The sequence below is a fragment of the Actinoallomurus sp. NPDC050550 genome (assembly GCF_040655075.1).
Taxonomy (GTDB): domain Bacteria; phylum Actinomycetota; class Actinomycetes; order Streptosporangiales; family Streptosporangiaceae; genus Actinoallomurus.
The window spans coordinates 46,397-61,141 of record NZ_JBFAJC010000030.1 but is presented as its reverse complement, the minus strand read 5'-3'; the positions used below and the strand labels follow the sequence as shown (position 1 = coordinate 61,141).

Genomic DNA, 14,745 nt, shown 5'->3' with positions numbered 1-14,745 from the left:
CGTGACGGAGGCGACACGCTCGGCCAGGGAGGCGGCACGCTCAGCGACCCGCCCGCTGGAGGAGGCCACCGAACGCCTCCCCGGCGGCGAACTGCTCAAGAGCCTGCACACCGACCGGCTGCTCAACGAGGTACAGGGTCTGATCACCGCCATGGGCACGCGAGCCCTGCTCCGCCTCATCGCCCGGGTCGAAGGCGCCGCGGACCGGCTCGGCGACTACTCCGAGCACGGTGCGGGCGGCCTGCTGTCGGCGCTGACGGGAGGCGCCGGCGGTGGTCTGCTGTCCGCGGTGACCAAGGGCGAGGGCGGCGGCCTGCTGTCCGCGGTGACCAAGGGCGGCGGCGGTCGCCTGCTGTCCGCCCTGGCCGGAGGAGGCGACGGCGGGTCGCTGAAGGACCGGCTCGCCCCCGGCTTCAACGCGCTGAAGGCGTACGCCAAGACCAAGATCGAACAGAAGGCGCGCGGGGGCAAGGGCGGCAAGGGCAAGAAGCTCAAGGTCACCAACATCGTCGAGACACTCGACGTCGGCGTGCCGCTTCGGCTGGCCTACGACCAGTGGACCCGGTTCGAGGACTTCCCGTCGTTCACCAAGAAGGTGGAGGACGTCCACCAGGAGTCCGACGAGAAGGTCCGCTGGAAGGCCCATATCCTCTGGTCGCACCGCGACTGGGAGTCGACCATCATCGAGCAGGTCCCCGACCGGCGGATCGTCTGGCGATCCAAGGGCCCCAAGGGCTACGTGGACGGCGCGGTGACATTCAGCGAGATCGGGCCGGACATGACCCGCATCGCGCTCGTGCTGGAGTACCACCCGAAGGGGTTCTTCGAGTACACCGGCAACCTGTGGCGCGCCCAGGGACGCCGTGCGCGCCTGGAGTTCAAGCACTTCCAGCGGCACGCCATGACGCAGGCGATCCTGCGCCCGGACGAGATCGAGGGCTGGCGCGGGGAGATACACGACGGTCAGGTCGTCAAGGACCACGAGACCGCGCTGCGAGAAGGGCAGGAGGGCGAGGGCCGGCCGGCGGAACGCGAGCGCGCGGAAGGGCCGGAACGCGCGGGGCGGCGCGGACGTGGGGAACGGTACGCGGAGGAGGAGTCGGAGTACGAGTACGACTACGAGGACGAAGAGCCCGGCGAGGAGTTCCGGAGCCGCGAGGCCGTGAGTTCCGGGCGGCGGGGCGAGACCGGGCGCGGGGACCGGCCTGAACGCTCGGCACGCCGCGAGCGCCGAGGCTGACCGAGGACACATTGGGGGGACCATGACCACGGCAGTACAGCCGGCGGGTGGGGGTGGCATGGGGCGGCCTTCGGGGGGCGGCCTGGCCGACGTCATCGACACGATCCTGGACAAGGGCCTGGTCATCGACGCGTACGTCCGGGTTTCGCTGGTCGGTATCGAGGTGCTGGCCATCGACGCGCGCATCGTGGTGGCCAGCGTGGAGACCTATCTGCAGTTCGCCGAGGCGGCCGGCCGCCTGGACCTGACCCAGACCGAGGAGCAGGGGATCCCCGGACTGATGAAGGACATTCAGGAGGGCGGCGCCAAGCACAAGACCCGGGGCGCCATCGAGGGCGTCGGCGAGAAGCTCCGTGAGTTCGCGGGCGTCGATGACGCCGAGCGGGCCGTACGGCGACGCCGCCGTACGGAGGGGGAGTGAGATGGCAGCGCCCGAGCAGACCCAGGACGCGCAGGAGGAGCGCGCCGTCGGCTGCTATGTGTACGGCATCTTGCCCGGAGACGTCGAGGTGAGCCCCGACGCGCACGGCCTGCGGGACAGCGACGTCGACCTGGTCCGCCACGGGCGGATCGCCGCCCTCGTGAGCGAGATCCGGACCGGAGCCCCGATCGGCCGGCCGGAGGACCTCACCGCGCACCAGCGGCTGCTGGACGAGGCGGCCGTGGAGGTCCCGGTGCTGCCACTGCGCTTCGGCGCGGTGCTGACGAGCCGCGAGGCCGTCGAAGAGGAGCTGCTGGCCGCCAACCACGACCAGTTCCTGGCCGCGTTGAACGAGATGGAAGGACGCGTCGAGTACGTCCTGAAGGGCCGTTACGAGGAGCGTGCCGTGCTCCGCGAGATCCTGACCGAGGTCCCCGAGGCCGCCCGCCTCCGCGAGGAGATCCGCGACCGGCCCGAAGAGCTCACCCGCGACGCCCGGATCCGCTTGGGCGAGGTCATCAACCAGGTGATCTCCGCCAAGCGCGAGGCCGACACCCGGCGGGCCGTCCAGGCGCTGTCCGGCCACGCGGTGGCGAACGTCCTGCGCGCGCCGACGCACCACGAGGACGCCGTCCAGGCCTCCTTCCTCGTCGAGACCCCGCAGCGGCAGCAGTTCGAGAAGGCCGTGGAGGAGCTCGCCCGAGAGTGGCAGGGCCGCGTGAGCCTCCGCCTGCTCGGCCCGATGGCGCCGTACGACTTCGTCATCACGCCGAGGCCTGGAGGGTGATCCGGTGGGGCTGATCTCGTCGATCCTCACGTTGCCGGTCCTCCCGGTGAAAGGCGTGGTCAAGCTGGGCGAGGTGATCCAGCAGCAGGTCGAGCAGGAGCTCACGAGCCCGATGGCGATCCGCGCCCGGCTCGAGGAGCTCGAGCGGCAACGACAGGCCGGCCTCATCTCGGAGGAGGAAGAGGCCGAGGCGCAGCAGGAGATCCTCGGCCGTCTGATCGGCGGCCGGGCCACCGGCGCCCCGTAAGGGGTCCCGGCCGTCCCGCCGGAAGGGAGAAACCGTGTCCGCCAGCCGCAGAGACCGGCCGGAACGCGCGCGCGGGCGGCGACTCGACGAGTCCGACGAGGACTACGCGGCCGAGTACGAGGACGCCTACGAGGAGGACGAGCCGGAGACGCGGCCGAGGCGTCGCCGCGCGGCCTCGGCCGGGCGGCTGTCCGCGGCGGAGGCGGCGAAGGCCGCGCTGCGGGAGATCACCACGCTGACCGGCAAGAACGCGGAGGGCGTGACGTCCATACGCCCGGCAGAGGACGGCTGGGTGGCCGGCGTGGAACTGCTCGAGGCGCGCCGCATCCCCTCCTCCTCGGACACGCTCGCCCTCTACGAGGTCGAGATCGACGACGGCGGCGACATGACGTCGTACCGCCGGATCCAGCGGTACCCGCGCGGCCGCAGTGAGGCGTCATGACCCCGGGCGAGCCGCGCGGTGGCTACGTCACGCCGTACGGGGCGGGGCAGGGCGGCGGACGCGAGCCCGCCAACCTCGGCGACATCCTCGAGCGCGTCCTGGACAAGGGCATCGTGATCGCCGGCGACATCCAGGTGAACCTCCTCGACATCGAGCTGCTGACCATCAAGCTGCGGCTGCTGATCGTGTCGGTGGAGACCGCGCGGGAGCTGGGCATCGACTGGTGGGAGCACGACCCGTGGCTGACGGGCGACCGGCGCGGCCTGGAGGAGGAGAACCGTCGGCTGCGGGAGCGGGTCGCCGACCTGGAAGAGGGCCAGGGCAGCCAGCGGGCCGGCCTGGGAGAGAAACGACGAGCCGCCGGCCTGGAGGAGGGCCGGGGCGGACGGCGAGCCGTCGAGGCCCCGTACGAGGAGTCGCCCGGCCGCCCGGACCCGGAGCGCCGCCGTACCGACCCGGAGCGCCGTCGTGACTGAGTCCGGAACGTACCTGTACGCCATCGCCCGGGACACCGGGGCGGCCCTGCCGCCGGGGCTGACGGGGCTGCTCGGCGCGCCGGTGCGGACGATCACGGAGGCGGGGCTCGTCGCGTACGCCGGGACCGTGCCGCTCGAGCAGTTCGGCGAGGAGGGCCTGAAGCGCAACCTCGAGGACCTGCCGTGGCTGGAGGCCACCGCCCGCGCCCACCACCAGGTCGTGGAGGCGGCCGCGGCGGTGGGCCCGGTCGCTCCCGTCCGGCTCGTGACCGTCTACCGCGACGACGAGCAGATACGCCGTCTGCTGGGGGAACGCGCCGAGGAGTTCACCGACGTGCTCGCCCGGGTGACCGGACGCCGGGAGTGGGGTGTGAAGGTGTACGCGACCGCCCAGCGCACCCCCTCCGGCGACGTGCGGACGCCCGGACCTTCGGAACAGGCCGGCGGACGGCCCGGCACCGCGTACCTCAAGCGACGGCGGACGGACCTGCACACGCGCGAGGAGGCGTGGCGGAAGGCGGCCACGCGCGCCGAGCGGATCGACGCGGCCCTGGCCGAGATCGCGGTGGCGCGCCGCTACCACCGGGCTCAGGACCCCCAGCTGTCCGGCCGTGACGACTGGATGGTGCTGAACGGCGCGTACCTCGTCGACGACGATCGAGGCGATGAGTTCGCCGCCACGGTCGCCGCCCTTCGCGAGCCGGAGCTGGAGGTGCAGCTCACCGGGCCGTGGGCGCCGTACTCCTTCACGATCTCCGAACCCGGCGCGGGAGGGACCGCGTGACGGTCGACCGCCACACCGGGTCCCCGCCGGCCGCGCGGAGCGGCGTAGACCGCTCCACCGGGCACCTTCCGGCCGCGCGGAGCGGCGTCCCCGCACAGCGCGTCGCGCTCGTCGACCTGCTCGACCGCCTGCTGGCGGGCGGTGTCGTCATCAGTGGCGACCTGGTCCTGTCCATCGCCGACGTCGACCTCGTCCGGATCTCGCTGCGGGTGCTGATCGGCTCGGTCGGCGGGGACGACGTCATCGCCCCGCGCGACCCTGATCGCCGGAGGTCGGCACCGTGAACGATCCCGTTCACGCCCGTCCGCTCGACCCGGCGGGCACCCCGGTTCGCCGCGGGGGCCGGCGCATCGAGGCCGACTCCGAGACCGTCCAGCGCGACCTGGCCCAGCTGGTCCTCACCATCGTCGAACTCGTACGGCAGCTGGTCGAACGCCAGTGCATCCGCCGGGTCGACCAGGGCGACCTTTCCGACGAGCAGGTCGAGGAGATCGGCGTCACGCTGATGCGCCTGGAGGAGGCCATGGAGGAGCTGTGCGACCGGTTCGACCTCACGATGTCCGACCTCAACCTTGACCTCGGCCCGCTCGGCACGCTCCTGCCCACCGACGGCGACTGATCGTCGTGATCCCGTCCGCCGTCATGCGGGCGGCGCATGGCACTCACGCGAGGACGCTGCCGCCTCCGGGTGAGCACGCGCCGCCCGCGCGGTCAGACGGCGTTCATGCCGCCGTCCACGACCAGGCTCTGACCGGTGATGTAGGACGCGCGGTCGGACAGCAGAAAGGTCACGGCGTTCGCCACCTCCCACCCGGTGCCCTGCCGACGGAGCGGGATGCGCTCGAATGAGGCGGTACGCGACGGTCGTCGGGCCGAAGCGTCGCGGCCCATCGGAGTGTCGATGAGTCCCGGGACGACCAGGTTGGCGCGGACGCGGCGTGCCGCGCCCTCCTTCGCGACATGCCGGGTGAGGCCGAACAGACCGGCCTTCGAGCTGTCATAGGCGGGGGAGCCGGTCGCCGCGCGCAGGCCCGCCGCCGAGCCGATGAAGACGAACGCGCCGTCGTCGGCCAACGCGGGCAGGCCGTACTTGGCCGCGAGGAACGGTGCCCGCAGGTTCAGTGACAGCACACGGTCCCAGTCGTCGGGGGAGCAGCCCGCAAGCCCGAAGCCCAGGCCGATGCCGACGTTGACCACGATCGCGTCGAGGCCGCCGAGCTCGCGCGCGGCCTCGGCGATCATCCGCGCGGACTCCTCGGCGTCGGTCGCGTCGCCGACGATGGTGACGCCGGTGACTCCTTCCGCGGTGACGAGTTCGGCGGTGCGGGTGGCGGCCGGCTGGGAGACGTCGGCGCAGGCCACGCTCGCCCCCTCGCGCGCGGCGGTGATGGCGATCGCCCGGCCGTTGCCGACCGGGGCCTCCGGGTCGTCGTACGGGCGGGTTCCGGCGCCGATCACCAGGAGCGTCCGGCCGGCCAGCCTGCGTGCGGCGTCATCCATGCCGGTCACCGGTCCTCCCTTCCCGGGAAGCCCGGATCCAGTTCCACGCCCGCGGAGTTCAGGAAGAACGCGACCATGTGGTCCTGCCCCACGAGCATGACGATCTCTATGAGGTCCGCCTCGTCGTGGACCTCGGACAGCGACGACCGATGGATCTGTCCCAGAGGCGTCGGCGGCCCCAGGCCCGCCGTCACCGCCAAGCCTTCGGCCACCGGCTTCGTCTCGACGACTCCGGCGATCGCGTCGTCGACCACCCCGATCATGGCGGTCCGGCCGTGGGTCCGGCAGAGGCCGTCCAGCCGCCGCGCCGGCCGGTCGACCGCCGCACCGGTGCCGGCGGCCGCCCTGATGGCGCGATACGGCCGCGACGGGTCGAGGCCGTAGACCACCGCACCGCTGCGGATCTCGGTCTCGCTCAGCGTCCCGTACAGCAGGCCGCGGAGGAAGTCCGCCCGCCGGCGGGCGTCGAAGAGGGCGGCGGAGATCTCGGCTTCCCGATATATCGCGGCGATCCGCAGACTCTCCACGTCGGTGAGCTCCCACAGCGCCGTGGTGCGGTCCACGATGACGCGCGGATCGAGTCCGTGCCGGGTCGCCTCGGCGATGAACAGGTCCCTGATGGCGCGGAGCGCTCGCCGGAAGGCGCTCAGCCCGTCGCTCAAGGACACGCCGCGGGCGACGCGATCGCGGGCGACCTCCGCCTCGTCGATCTCCTCCGGCGGGGGCACCCGCCCGTCGCGCAGCACCGTGACGGCGCGCTCGAAGTGCCTGGCCCAGACCTGGTCGAGCAACTCACGTGGTACCCCGCGATAGGACGACGCCTGGTCGAAGAGCTCATCGTGGACCTGGTGACCGATGGACGCGTCCTTCGCGCGCATCTCGGCGATGACCCTCTCGAGGGCGGTCACGTCACACTGTGGGTCTGTCATGGTCGTTTTCTCCCGCAGCAGGCAGGAACGAACGATATGACGTCGACATCAGGGCCCGCACGATGGGAACGCCAGGTACTCAACGCCTCGGCCGGAGCCGCGGGGCCGAAAGTCCTCTGATCAGGCCGGAGCCGTGGAGTCGCGGATGACCAGGCGGCACGGCATCCGGTGGACGCCCGGGGTGGCGCCGCCGTCGATCGCGGCGAACAGTTGCTGCGCCGCCGTGCGGCCGAGACTCTCCAGGTTCATGTCGACGGTGGTCAGCGGGGGCCTGGTCTCGGCGGCCAGAACCTCCCAGTTGTCGTAGCCGACGACCGCCACGTCGTCGGGCACGCGACGGCCCCGTTCGCGGGCCGCGTCGATGAAACCGGCGGCGATCTGGTCGTTGCCGCACACCACGGCATCAGGCTCCGGGTCGATCCGGAACACCATCTCCGCGGCCTGCCGCCCCCACCGCTGGGACCACACGCCGTGCCACGCCTGGCCGCGGAGCGTCAGTCCGGCGTCCTCCAGGGCCGCTCGCACGCCGGCGGCCCGGTCGAGGGCGGCCTGGTAGTCGACCGGCCCCGTGATGTGGGCGAACCGGCGGCGTCCCAAGGCCAGCAGGTGCTCGACGGCGAGCCGCGCGCCGCCGACGTCGTCCGGCACGAACGAGACGTCGTCGGGGTCCTCGGACGGGGCGTAGGCGTAGACGACGGGGACCGGCAGGCCCCGGCTGAGCGAGGGACGAGGGTCGGTGCTCTGGCCGACGACGATGAGCCCGTCGACCCGGTGACTCAGCAGCGTGCGCAGGTGATGCTGCTCGCGGATGGAGTCGCCGCGGGCGTCGCAGAGCAGAACGGCCATCTCGCCGACCCCGAAGGCGTCCTCGGCGCCGAACAGCACCGGGATGCCGAATCGCCCGACACTGTCGCTCGTGAGCAGTCCCACCATCCGGCTCTGACCGGACAGGAGGCTGCGGGCGATCGCGTTGGGCCGGAACCCCAGCTCCTCGGCGGCCTGGAGAACGCGCTCCCGGGTCTCGGCGCGGACCTGCGCCCGGCCGTTGATCGCCTTCGAGGCCGTCGCGATGGACACCCCGGCCCGGGCCGCGACATCCGTGATCGTGACCGCTCGTGGTCGCTGAGCTGGCAAGGAGAAACCCTTTTCGGTAGCCGCCGAGATGATCACTCATGAACGTCGTTGACAGGCCGAGAGTAAAAGCTTACGTCACCGAAAACGTTTCAGGTCAGTAGGTCGGTCGCCCGGCTCGGACGACGAGGGCGGCTCCCGCGGTCGTACGGGGGGCGGGGCCACCGTTGAACCGCGACTTCACGGTGGCGTCTCGTCCCCTGGACGGCCGGCGGCATCGTGCCGGTGTGCCGTGACCCAGGCGGCGATCTGGGAGCGCGAGGTGAAGCCCAGCTTCTTGAGGATGTTCTGAGTATGGCCCTCTGCGGTACGGACGGCGATCACCAGTTCCGCGGCGATGTCACGGTTGCGCATGCCGGCGGCGACGAGCTCGGCGATCTGCCACTCGCGCCGGGTCAGGGGGCCGACGGTGGCGGCAGGCCCGGGCACGGTCTCCCCGCCGGCGGGAGGCCGGGGGTGGGCCTCCGACAGGGACGGCGACACGTCGCCGGTGCGGGACGCACCGGCCTCGGAGCGAGTGACAGGGCGAGGGCGCTCCTGGGCACCGTGCCGGTCGGCCGTGGCCTCCAGCGCGTAGTCGAGCGCCTCCTCCCTCGTGCGCTCCGCGCCCTCGCGGAAGGCGGTCTCGTAGGCGGCGTCCCCCAACGCGTGGCGCGCCGTCGCCACCGCCTTCTCGTGCCCGGCGACGAGATGCTCGAACGTCGACAGGCGTGCCCCGATCGCTCGCAGGATCGCCTCCGCGGCGCCCAGCAGGCGCGCGCCGCGCTCGGCCCGGCAGTCCGCGACGGTGCTCCAGGCCATCACCTCGACGGCCAGGCCGCTGACGACGGCGTCGTTGAACGGCCGTTTGAGCAGAACGCTCTCGTGCGCGGCGGCGATGGCGCGCCGATGCTCACCCTGACGCGACAGCGCGATCGCGAGAGCGTACAGGGCCAGGCACCGGAGCCAGCGCTCGCCGCAGGCGACGCATTCGGCCAGGCACTCCTCGTACAGCTGCCGGGCGTGGTCATGGTCGTCCAGCAGGGACAGGGCCTGGCCCAGCTCGATCTTGTCGTGGATCACCCCGGCCGCGTCCCCGGCGACCTCGTGATGGGCGAGCGCCTGCTCGCAGAGCGGCGCCGCGTCGGTGGAATCGCCGCCGAACAGCGCCACGAGGCCGAGGACCTGCGCGATATAGCCGGCATCGGCCTCGGGGAGGGAATCGCCGCCGAACTCCCGTACGAGCGTGTCGACCTCGCGCATCCGGTCGCTCGCGGCGGCCCGGTCGCTGAGCAGCAGGGCCAGGTAGGCGTCGACGTAGAGGCCCTTCAACCGGGCCGAGCCGGATGCCGTGTCGGCGGCGAGCAGGCGGCCGAGCCAGTGGCGGCCTTCGTGGAGCAGGCCACCGCCGACCCAGTAGAAGCGCAGGGCGGCCGCGATGGTCAGTCCCGCCGTCACATCGCCGCCCTCGGTGAGGCTGAAGTTCAGCGCGGAGCGCAGGTTGGCCAGCTCCGACCGCAGGCGGGCCAGCCATTCCAGCTGTGCCGGACCGAACCACTCCCGCTCGGAGCGCTCGGCGATCCGCTGGTACCAGTCCCGGTGCCGCCGCCGCAGCATCGGCAGCTCACCGGACTCGGCCAGGCGTTCCTGCCCGTACTCGCGGAGCGTCTCCAGCAGCACGAAGCGCACCTGATCCCCGTGCGGCTCACGCAGCACGATCGACTTGTCGACCAGGGAGGACAGCAGATCGTGCAGCGTTTCCGGCGGCAGCGTCTCGTCGGCGCACACCGCCATGACGGCCTCGATGTCGAAACGCTCGGCGAACACCGACAGCCGTGCCCACAGCACCTGCTCCGGCACCGAGCACAGCGTGTGACTCCAGTCGATCAGCGCACGCAGGGTCTGCTGGCGGGGCACCGCGGTCCGGTAGCCGGACGAAAGCAGCTCGAACCGGTTCGTGAGCCGGTCGAGGATCTGCTGGGCCGACAGGGCGCGCAGCCGTACGGCCGCGAGTTCGATCGCGAGGGGGATCCCGTCCAGGCGCCGGCAGATCCGGGCGGCCGTGACGTGCGATCGCATGTCGGCCCGGAAACCGCCCACCACGGCTTCGGCGCGGTCGAGGAACAGCGCCACGGCCTCGCTCTGGGTGAGGTCGGCCGCCTGCGGCTCGTGATCGAGCGGGGGAACCGACATCGGCGGCACGATGAGGATGTGCTCTCCGGCGATGCCGAGCGACTGACGGCTGGTGGCGAGGACCCGCACGTCCGGGCAGTGCCGGAGAAGGACATCGACCACCGAGGCGCAGGTGGCGTGGAGGTGCTCGCAGTTGTCCAGGACCAGGAGCAGCCGCCGGCCCTCGAGGTACTGCGTGAGACTCGCGAGGGGCTGCCGGGTCGAGTGGTCACAGGCGCCCACCGTGACGGCGGCCGTCAGGGCGACGAGCTCGGGGTCCTCCAGCCCGGCGAGCTGGACCAGCCATGCGCCGTCCGCGAAGGATCGATCGAGATCGGCCGCGACCCGGAGCGCCAGCCGGGTCTTGCCGACCCCGCCGACGCCGGTAAGTGTCACCAGCCGTGACTGCGACAGCAGACGCCGGACCTCGGCCAACAGGTCCCTGCGTCCGACGAAACTCGTCACGTCGGCCGGAAGATTGCCCTTGTGGCGGCGTGTCGGTCGTTCCCACTCGGCGCACGTCATGGACACACGATCGATCGAAGTGCGCAATCCCGTTGATCACTCACTGTACGGTACAATTTACCAGGCGTGATCCGAGACCCGCTGCGGCGTTCCGCAGGGATGAACGACGTGGTCCGCGCCGAGTCCCGCACCCCGGCCGTGCGCTCCGGTGCCGGGGCGTCGCCGGGCGACACGCCTCGGTCGCCCGGTGGCCGAGGAGGACGCCATGACCGATGCGCGCTCGGCGGGACCGTCCGTCTCGTCGCGGTCCCGGTACGGCATCGGCGCCGCGCGCCTCCGCGTCGAGGACGCCCGCCACCTTCGCGGCCAGGCTCGCTTTCTCGCCGACATCGCGCTGCCCGGCATGCGCGACGCGGTCTTCGTGCGCAGTCCCGTGGCGCACGGCCGGCTGCTCGACGTGCGGCCGCCCCCGGACACCCCGTCCGGCGCCTGCTGGACCGCCGCGGAGCTGGGCGCGTCAGGTCGTCCCGTGGCCGCCACCGCCGCGCTGCCGGGCTTCCGAGCCGCCGCCTATCCGCCGCTGGCGACGGGCACGGTGCGTTACGTCGGCGAGCCGATCGCGATGGTCCTGGGCGATGACCGGGCGGCCGCGGCGGACCTCGCCGACCGCGTCGACGTGCGGATCGAGGCACTCCCGGCCGTCAGCGGCCTCGACCAGGCCCTCGCCGAGCGGCCGGCGCTCGTGCACGAGTCCTGGCCCGACAACGTCTACGTCCGCGTCGCTCGCTCCTTCGGCGACGTGGAGGCCGCCGTGCGGGCGGCGGATCTGTCGATCACGCGGGAGTACCGGATCGCCCGGCAGTCCTGCGCGCCCCTGGAGTGCCGGGGCGTCATCGCCCACTACGACCCCGGCATGGACCAGCTGGTCGTCTACTCCGCCACGCAGTTCCCCCACGTCCTCCGTGACGCTCTGGCCGAGCGGCTCGAGCCGGAGGTTCGGCGCCTCCGGGTGATCGCGCCGGACGTCGGTGGGGGCTTCGGCGCCAAGGTGTCCTTGTATCCGGAGGAGCTGGCGATCGCGGCCGCCGCGCTTCGGTGCGGCCATCCGATCCGGTGGGTGGAGAGTCGCCGGGAGCACCTCGTCGCCGCGACCCAGGCGCACGGCCACCGCATACGGGTCACGGTCCACGCCTCCTCGAGCGGTGCGATCCTCGCCGTCGAAGCGGACATCGTCGCTGACGCCGGCGCCTACTCCATCTGGCCCTGGACCGCGGCGATGGACGCGACCATGGCCGCGGCGATGATCCCCGGCCCGTACCGGATCCGCGACTACCGGTTCACGAGCACGACGGTCGCGACGAACAAGGCCCCGCTGGGCCCGTACCGCGGAGTCAGCCGTCCGGTGGCCTGCTTCGCGATCGAGCGCACCGTCGACGAGCTGGCACGCCGCCTGGGCGCCGAGCCGTACGACCTGCGCGTCTGGAACATGGTGCGCCCGGAGCAGATGCCCTACACCTCGGTGGCCGGCAGGGTCTACGACAGCGGTGACTACCCCGAGGCCGTACGCCAGGCGACGAAGCTCATCGGGCACGGTGCCTGGCGACGCCGGCAGCGGCTCACGGACCCGCGGGAACGCACCCGGATCGGCATCGGGTACGCCGCGTTCACCGAGCAGACGGCGCACGGCGTCGCGGAGTGGACCAGCCGGGGCATGCCGATCACGTTCGGGGCGGAGAGCGCCCGCGTCGTCCTTGACGCCATCGGAACGCTCACCGTCGCCTGCGGGATCAAGGAGCTGGGCCAGGGACTGGAGACCTGTCTCGCCCAGGTGGTGGGGGAGGTGTTCGACGTCGATCCGGGTGCCGTCGCCGTCGTGCAGGGCGACACCGCCCTGACTCCGCGCGGGGACGGGACGTTCTCCTCGCGCAGCATCGTCATGGCCGGCGGCGCCGCGCACCGTGCGGCGACCACGCTCGCGGCGAAGGTACGCCGGGTCGCCGCGGCCATGCTCGACCGCCCGGCCGGCGAGCTCCGGTTCACCGACGGCCGGATCGCCGGCTCCGACGCGTCGATCACCTTGCGGGAGCTGGCCCGGACCTTCCTGCTCCGCCCCGACCGCGTCCCGGCCGAGATCGAGCCGGGGTTGGAGGCCACCTGCCATTACCGGCCGGACGTGCAGACGGGCGCCTTCACGTACGCGACGCACGCCGCCGTGGTCGAGGTGGACCTCGACACCGGGCTGGTCCGGCTCCTCGACTACGCGGTCGTCGAGGACTGCGGGACGGTCGTCAATCCCCTCATCGTGGACGATCAGATCGTCGGTGGAGTCGCCCAGGGCATCGGCACCGCGCTCCTGGAGGAGCTGGTCTACGACGGCGACGGCCGGCCCCGGGCGACCTCACTGACCGACTATTTCCTCCCAGGCGTGTCGGACGTCCCGCGCATCCGCGTTCATCACCTCGAGACGCCGTCCCCGCACACGGTTCACGGCGTGAAGGGGGTTGGTGAGAGCGGGGCGATCGCGCCGCCGGCCGCGATCGCCAACGCCGTCAGCGACGCTCTCGCCGAGTTCGATGCCTTCATCGGGGAGGTCCCGCTGACCCCCGACCGGGTCTGGACGGCCCTTCGCGACGCCGGCAACGGGCCCTGAGGCGTCATCGCCCGCGCCACCAGCCGACCAGGGAGCCCCACCATCGGGGGCGTTCCGCGCCCGCCGCGGCGGCCTGTGGCGGTGCACCGGCCGGCGGTGTCGGCGCCGGCGGGGCGGGCGTCTCCGGTCGGCTCATCGCCGGGGCCGGGACGGGCCGGGACGACACCGATGTGGGCGGGAAGCGGACCGGCAGCGCGGTCAGCGCGCGGTGGAACATCCCCGGCCGCCATTCCAGCCGGTCGGCGGGAACCGCGAGCTCCATGTCGGGCGCGCCGTCGAGGAGGCTCTCGACCGCGATGGAGGCGATGAGGCGTCCGTGGCCCTGCGCCGGGCAGGTGTGCGGCCCGGCGCCCCACGCCAGGTGCGCCCGGTTGCCCGCCCGGCGGTCCGTCATGAGCGACGGGTCGGTGTTCGCGGCGGCGAAGCTGATGACGACGGGCTGGTCCGCGGGCAGGCGGACCCCGGCGAGCTCGGCGTCCTGCCGGGGATAGGTCGCCGCGTAGTTGGCGATGGGCGGGTCCGTCCAGAGCACCTCGTCGAGGGCGTCCTCGACGGGCAGGCTGCCGCCCGACAGGTCACCGGCGAAACGGTCGTCGGACAGCAGGAGCAGCATCGTGTTCGCGATCAGGTTCTGCTCGGGCTCGGTCCCGCCCCCTAGGAGAAGGGCGAGCTGGTGCAGCATCTCCTCGTCGGTCAGCCGCGCCGGATGGGCCATCAGCCAGGAGGTCACGTCCGCGTCCGGCCGGGTGCGTTTGAGGGCCACCAGCTCCATGAGAGCCTCGCCGAGGATCGCGTCCGACTTCTCCGGTTCGAGGCCGTCGAAGATCCCGCTCATGCCCTCCACCAGGCGGTCGCCGAGCGCCGGCGGGCAGCCGAACAGCGAGTTGAACACGTACAGCGGCAGGACGCGAGCGTACTCGGTGATCAGATCGGCCTCGCCGTTCGGTGCGAACCGCGCGATGAGAAGCTCGGCGCTGCTCTCGACGTAGCCCCGCAGGAGGTTCGGGTCGACGCGTGCCAGGCTGTCGGTCACCGCGGCCCGCAGGCGGGCGTGGACGCTGCCGTCGGTGAACAGGGCGTTCGGCCGGTAGCCCATCATCGGCAGGAGCGGGCAGCCGGGCGGGACGGTCTCCTGCCAGCGGCGGGGGTCCTTCGGGAACGTGATCGGGTCGCGCAGCACCTCCAGCGCGGCCTCGTAGCCGATGACGAGCATGCCCGGCACGCCGGACGCGAGCTCGACCGGGGCGACGGAGCCGTGCCGGCGCAGTTGGGAGTACGTCCGCGCGGGGTCGGCGGCGAACTCCGGCCCGTACAACGGGGCGGAGCCGGAGTGGGCCGGGCAGCCCGGCGGTGGCGACGAGGTACCGGTGGCGAAGGAATCGGAGGTCACGCGGACTCCTGTTCGGAACGGGGGCGGGGACTCGGCGAAACAACCGGCGCGCCTGCGTCCGCCGGGCACGGGGGATCGGACGGCGAGGATCCCAGGGGGCTCTCGTGAGGCCAAGAGATTACAGCTGGTGAT

Annotated in this window: 14 protein-coding genes and 1 pseudogene; 10 read left to right on the top strand and 5 right to left on the bottom strand. The window is 72.4% G+C overall.

Annotated features, from left to right (window positions below):
* The first annotated feature begins 1 nt into the window (after window position 1).
* The 9 genes and pseudogenes from AB0I04_RS33635 (at window position 2) to AB0I04_RS33595 (ending at window position 5,016) form a co-directional block, all read left to right on the top strand.
* Window positions 2-1,240 (top strand): SRPBCC family protein, encoded by a 1,239-nt coding sequence (locus tag AB0I04_RS33635; RefSeq protein WP_360893718.1) that lies wholly within the window; start codon window positions 2-4, stop codon window positions 1,238-1,240.
* Window positions 1,241-1,298: 58 nt separating this feature from the next.
* A pseudogene (gene gvpJ / locus AB0I04_RS33630) lies at window positions 1,299-1,475 on the top strand (gas vesicle protein GvpJ); the annotation flags it as partial.
* A 187-nt stretch (window positions 1,476-1,662) separates the two neighbouring features.
* Window positions 1,663-2,448, top strand: a complete 786-nt coding sequence (locus AB0I04_RS33625) for a GvpL/GvpF family gas vesicle protein (RefSeq protein WP_360893716.1) — start codon at window positions 1,663-1,665, stop codon at window positions 2,446-2,448.
* A 4-nt stretch (window positions 2,449-2,452) separates the two neighbouring features.
* A complete protein-coding gene (locus AB0I04_RS33620; protein WP_360893714.1) occupies window positions 2,453-2,695 on the top strand; it encodes a gas vesicle protein GvpG in 243 nt (80 codons plus the stop codon).
* Window positions 2,696-2,729: 34 nt separating this feature from the next.
* A complete protein-coding gene (gene gvpO, locus AB0I04_RS33615) occupies window positions 2,730-3,137 on the top strand; it encodes a gas vesicle protein GvpO (RefSeq protein WP_360893711.1) in 408 nt (135 codons plus the stop codon).
* On the top strand, window positions 3,134-3,613 hold the full coding sequence (locus AB0I04_RS33610) for a gas vesicle protein (protein ID WP_360893708.1): 480 nt from the start codon (window positions 3,134-3,136) through the stop codon (window positions 3,611-3,613). The genes gvpO and AB0I04_RS33610 overlap by 4 nt, the downstream gene beginning before the upstream one ends.
* Complete coding sequence (locus AB0I04_RS33605) at window positions 3,606-4,397, top strand: GvpL/GvpF family gas vesicle protein (RefSeq protein WP_360893705.1); 792 nt, start codon at window positions 3,606-3,608, stop codon at window positions 4,395-4,397. The genes AB0I04_RS33610 and AB0I04_RS33605 overlap by 8 nt, the downstream gene beginning before the upstream one ends.
* Window positions 4,394-4,681 (top strand): gas vesicle protein, encoded by a 288-nt coding sequence (locus AB0I04_RS33600; protein WP_360893702.1) that lies wholly within the window; start codon window positions 4,394-4,396, stop codon window positions 4,679-4,681. Before AB0I04_RS33605 ends, AB0I04_RS33600 begins: the two co-directional genes overlap by 4 nt.
* Window positions 4,678-5,016 carry a gas vesicle protein K gene (locus AB0I04_RS33595; protein ID WP_360893699.1) on the top strand — a complete coding sequence of 113 codons (339 nt, stop codon included), beginning with the start codon at window positions 4,678-4,680 and terminating at the stop codon, window positions 5,014-5,016. The genes AB0I04_RS33600 and AB0I04_RS33595 overlap by 4 nt, the downstream gene beginning before the upstream one ends.
* Before the next feature lie 92 nt (window positions 5,017-5,108).
* Here the strand turns inward: AB0I04_RS33595 and AB0I04_RS33590 are convergent, their stop codons facing one another.
* The 4 genes from AB0I04_RS33590 to AB0I04_RS33575 all read right to left on the bottom strand — a co-directional run bounded on the left by AB0I04_RS33590 (window position 5,109) and on the right by AB0I04_RS33575 (window position 10,633).
* Entirely contained in the window at window positions 5,109-5,897 is a 789-nt protein-coding gene (locus AB0I04_RS33590; protein ID WP_360893865.1) for an SDR family oxidoreductase, read from the bottom strand.
* Between the two features lie 5 nt (window positions 5,898-5,902).
* On the bottom strand, window positions 5,903-6,826 hold the full coding sequence (locus tag AB0I04_RS33585; RefSeq protein WP_360893696.1) for a hypothetical protein: 924 nt from the start codon (window positions 6,824-6,826) through the stop codon (window positions 5,903-5,905).
* A gap of 120 nt (window positions 6,827-6,946) precedes the next feature.
* Complete coding sequence (locus tag AB0I04_RS33580; RefSeq protein WP_360893693.1) at window positions 6,947-7,960, bottom strand: LacI family DNA-binding transcriptional regulator; 1,014 nt, start codon at window positions 7,958-7,960, stop codon at window positions 6,947-6,949.
* Window positions 7,961-8,137: 177 nt separating this feature from the next.
* Window positions 8,138-10,633 carry a LuxR C-terminal-related transcriptional regulator gene (locus tag AB0I04_RS33575; RefSeq protein WP_360893690.1) on the bottom strand — a complete coding sequence of 832 codons (2,496 nt, stop codon included), beginning with the start codon at window positions 10,631-10,633 and terminating at the stop codon, window positions 8,138-8,140.
* Between the two features lie 205 nt (window positions 10,634-10,838).
* On the opposite strand from AB0I04_RS33575, the gene AB0I04_RS33570 reads away from it, so the two are divergent.
* Entirely contained in the window at window positions 10,839-13,223 is a 2,385-nt protein-coding gene (locus AB0I04_RS33570; RefSeq protein WP_360893688.1) for a xanthine dehydrogenase family protein molybdopterin-binding subunit, read from the top strand.
* Between the two features lie 4 nt (window positions 13,224-13,227).
* On the opposite strand, the gene AB0I04_RS33565 is transcribed toward AB0I04_RS33570, so the two are convergent.
* A complete protein-coding gene (locus tag AB0I04_RS33565) occupies window positions 13,228-14,613 on the bottom strand; it encodes a cytochrome P450 (RefSeq protein WP_360893685.1) in 1,386 nt (461 codons plus the stop codon).
* Window positions 14,614-14,745 lie beyond the last annotated feature (132 nt).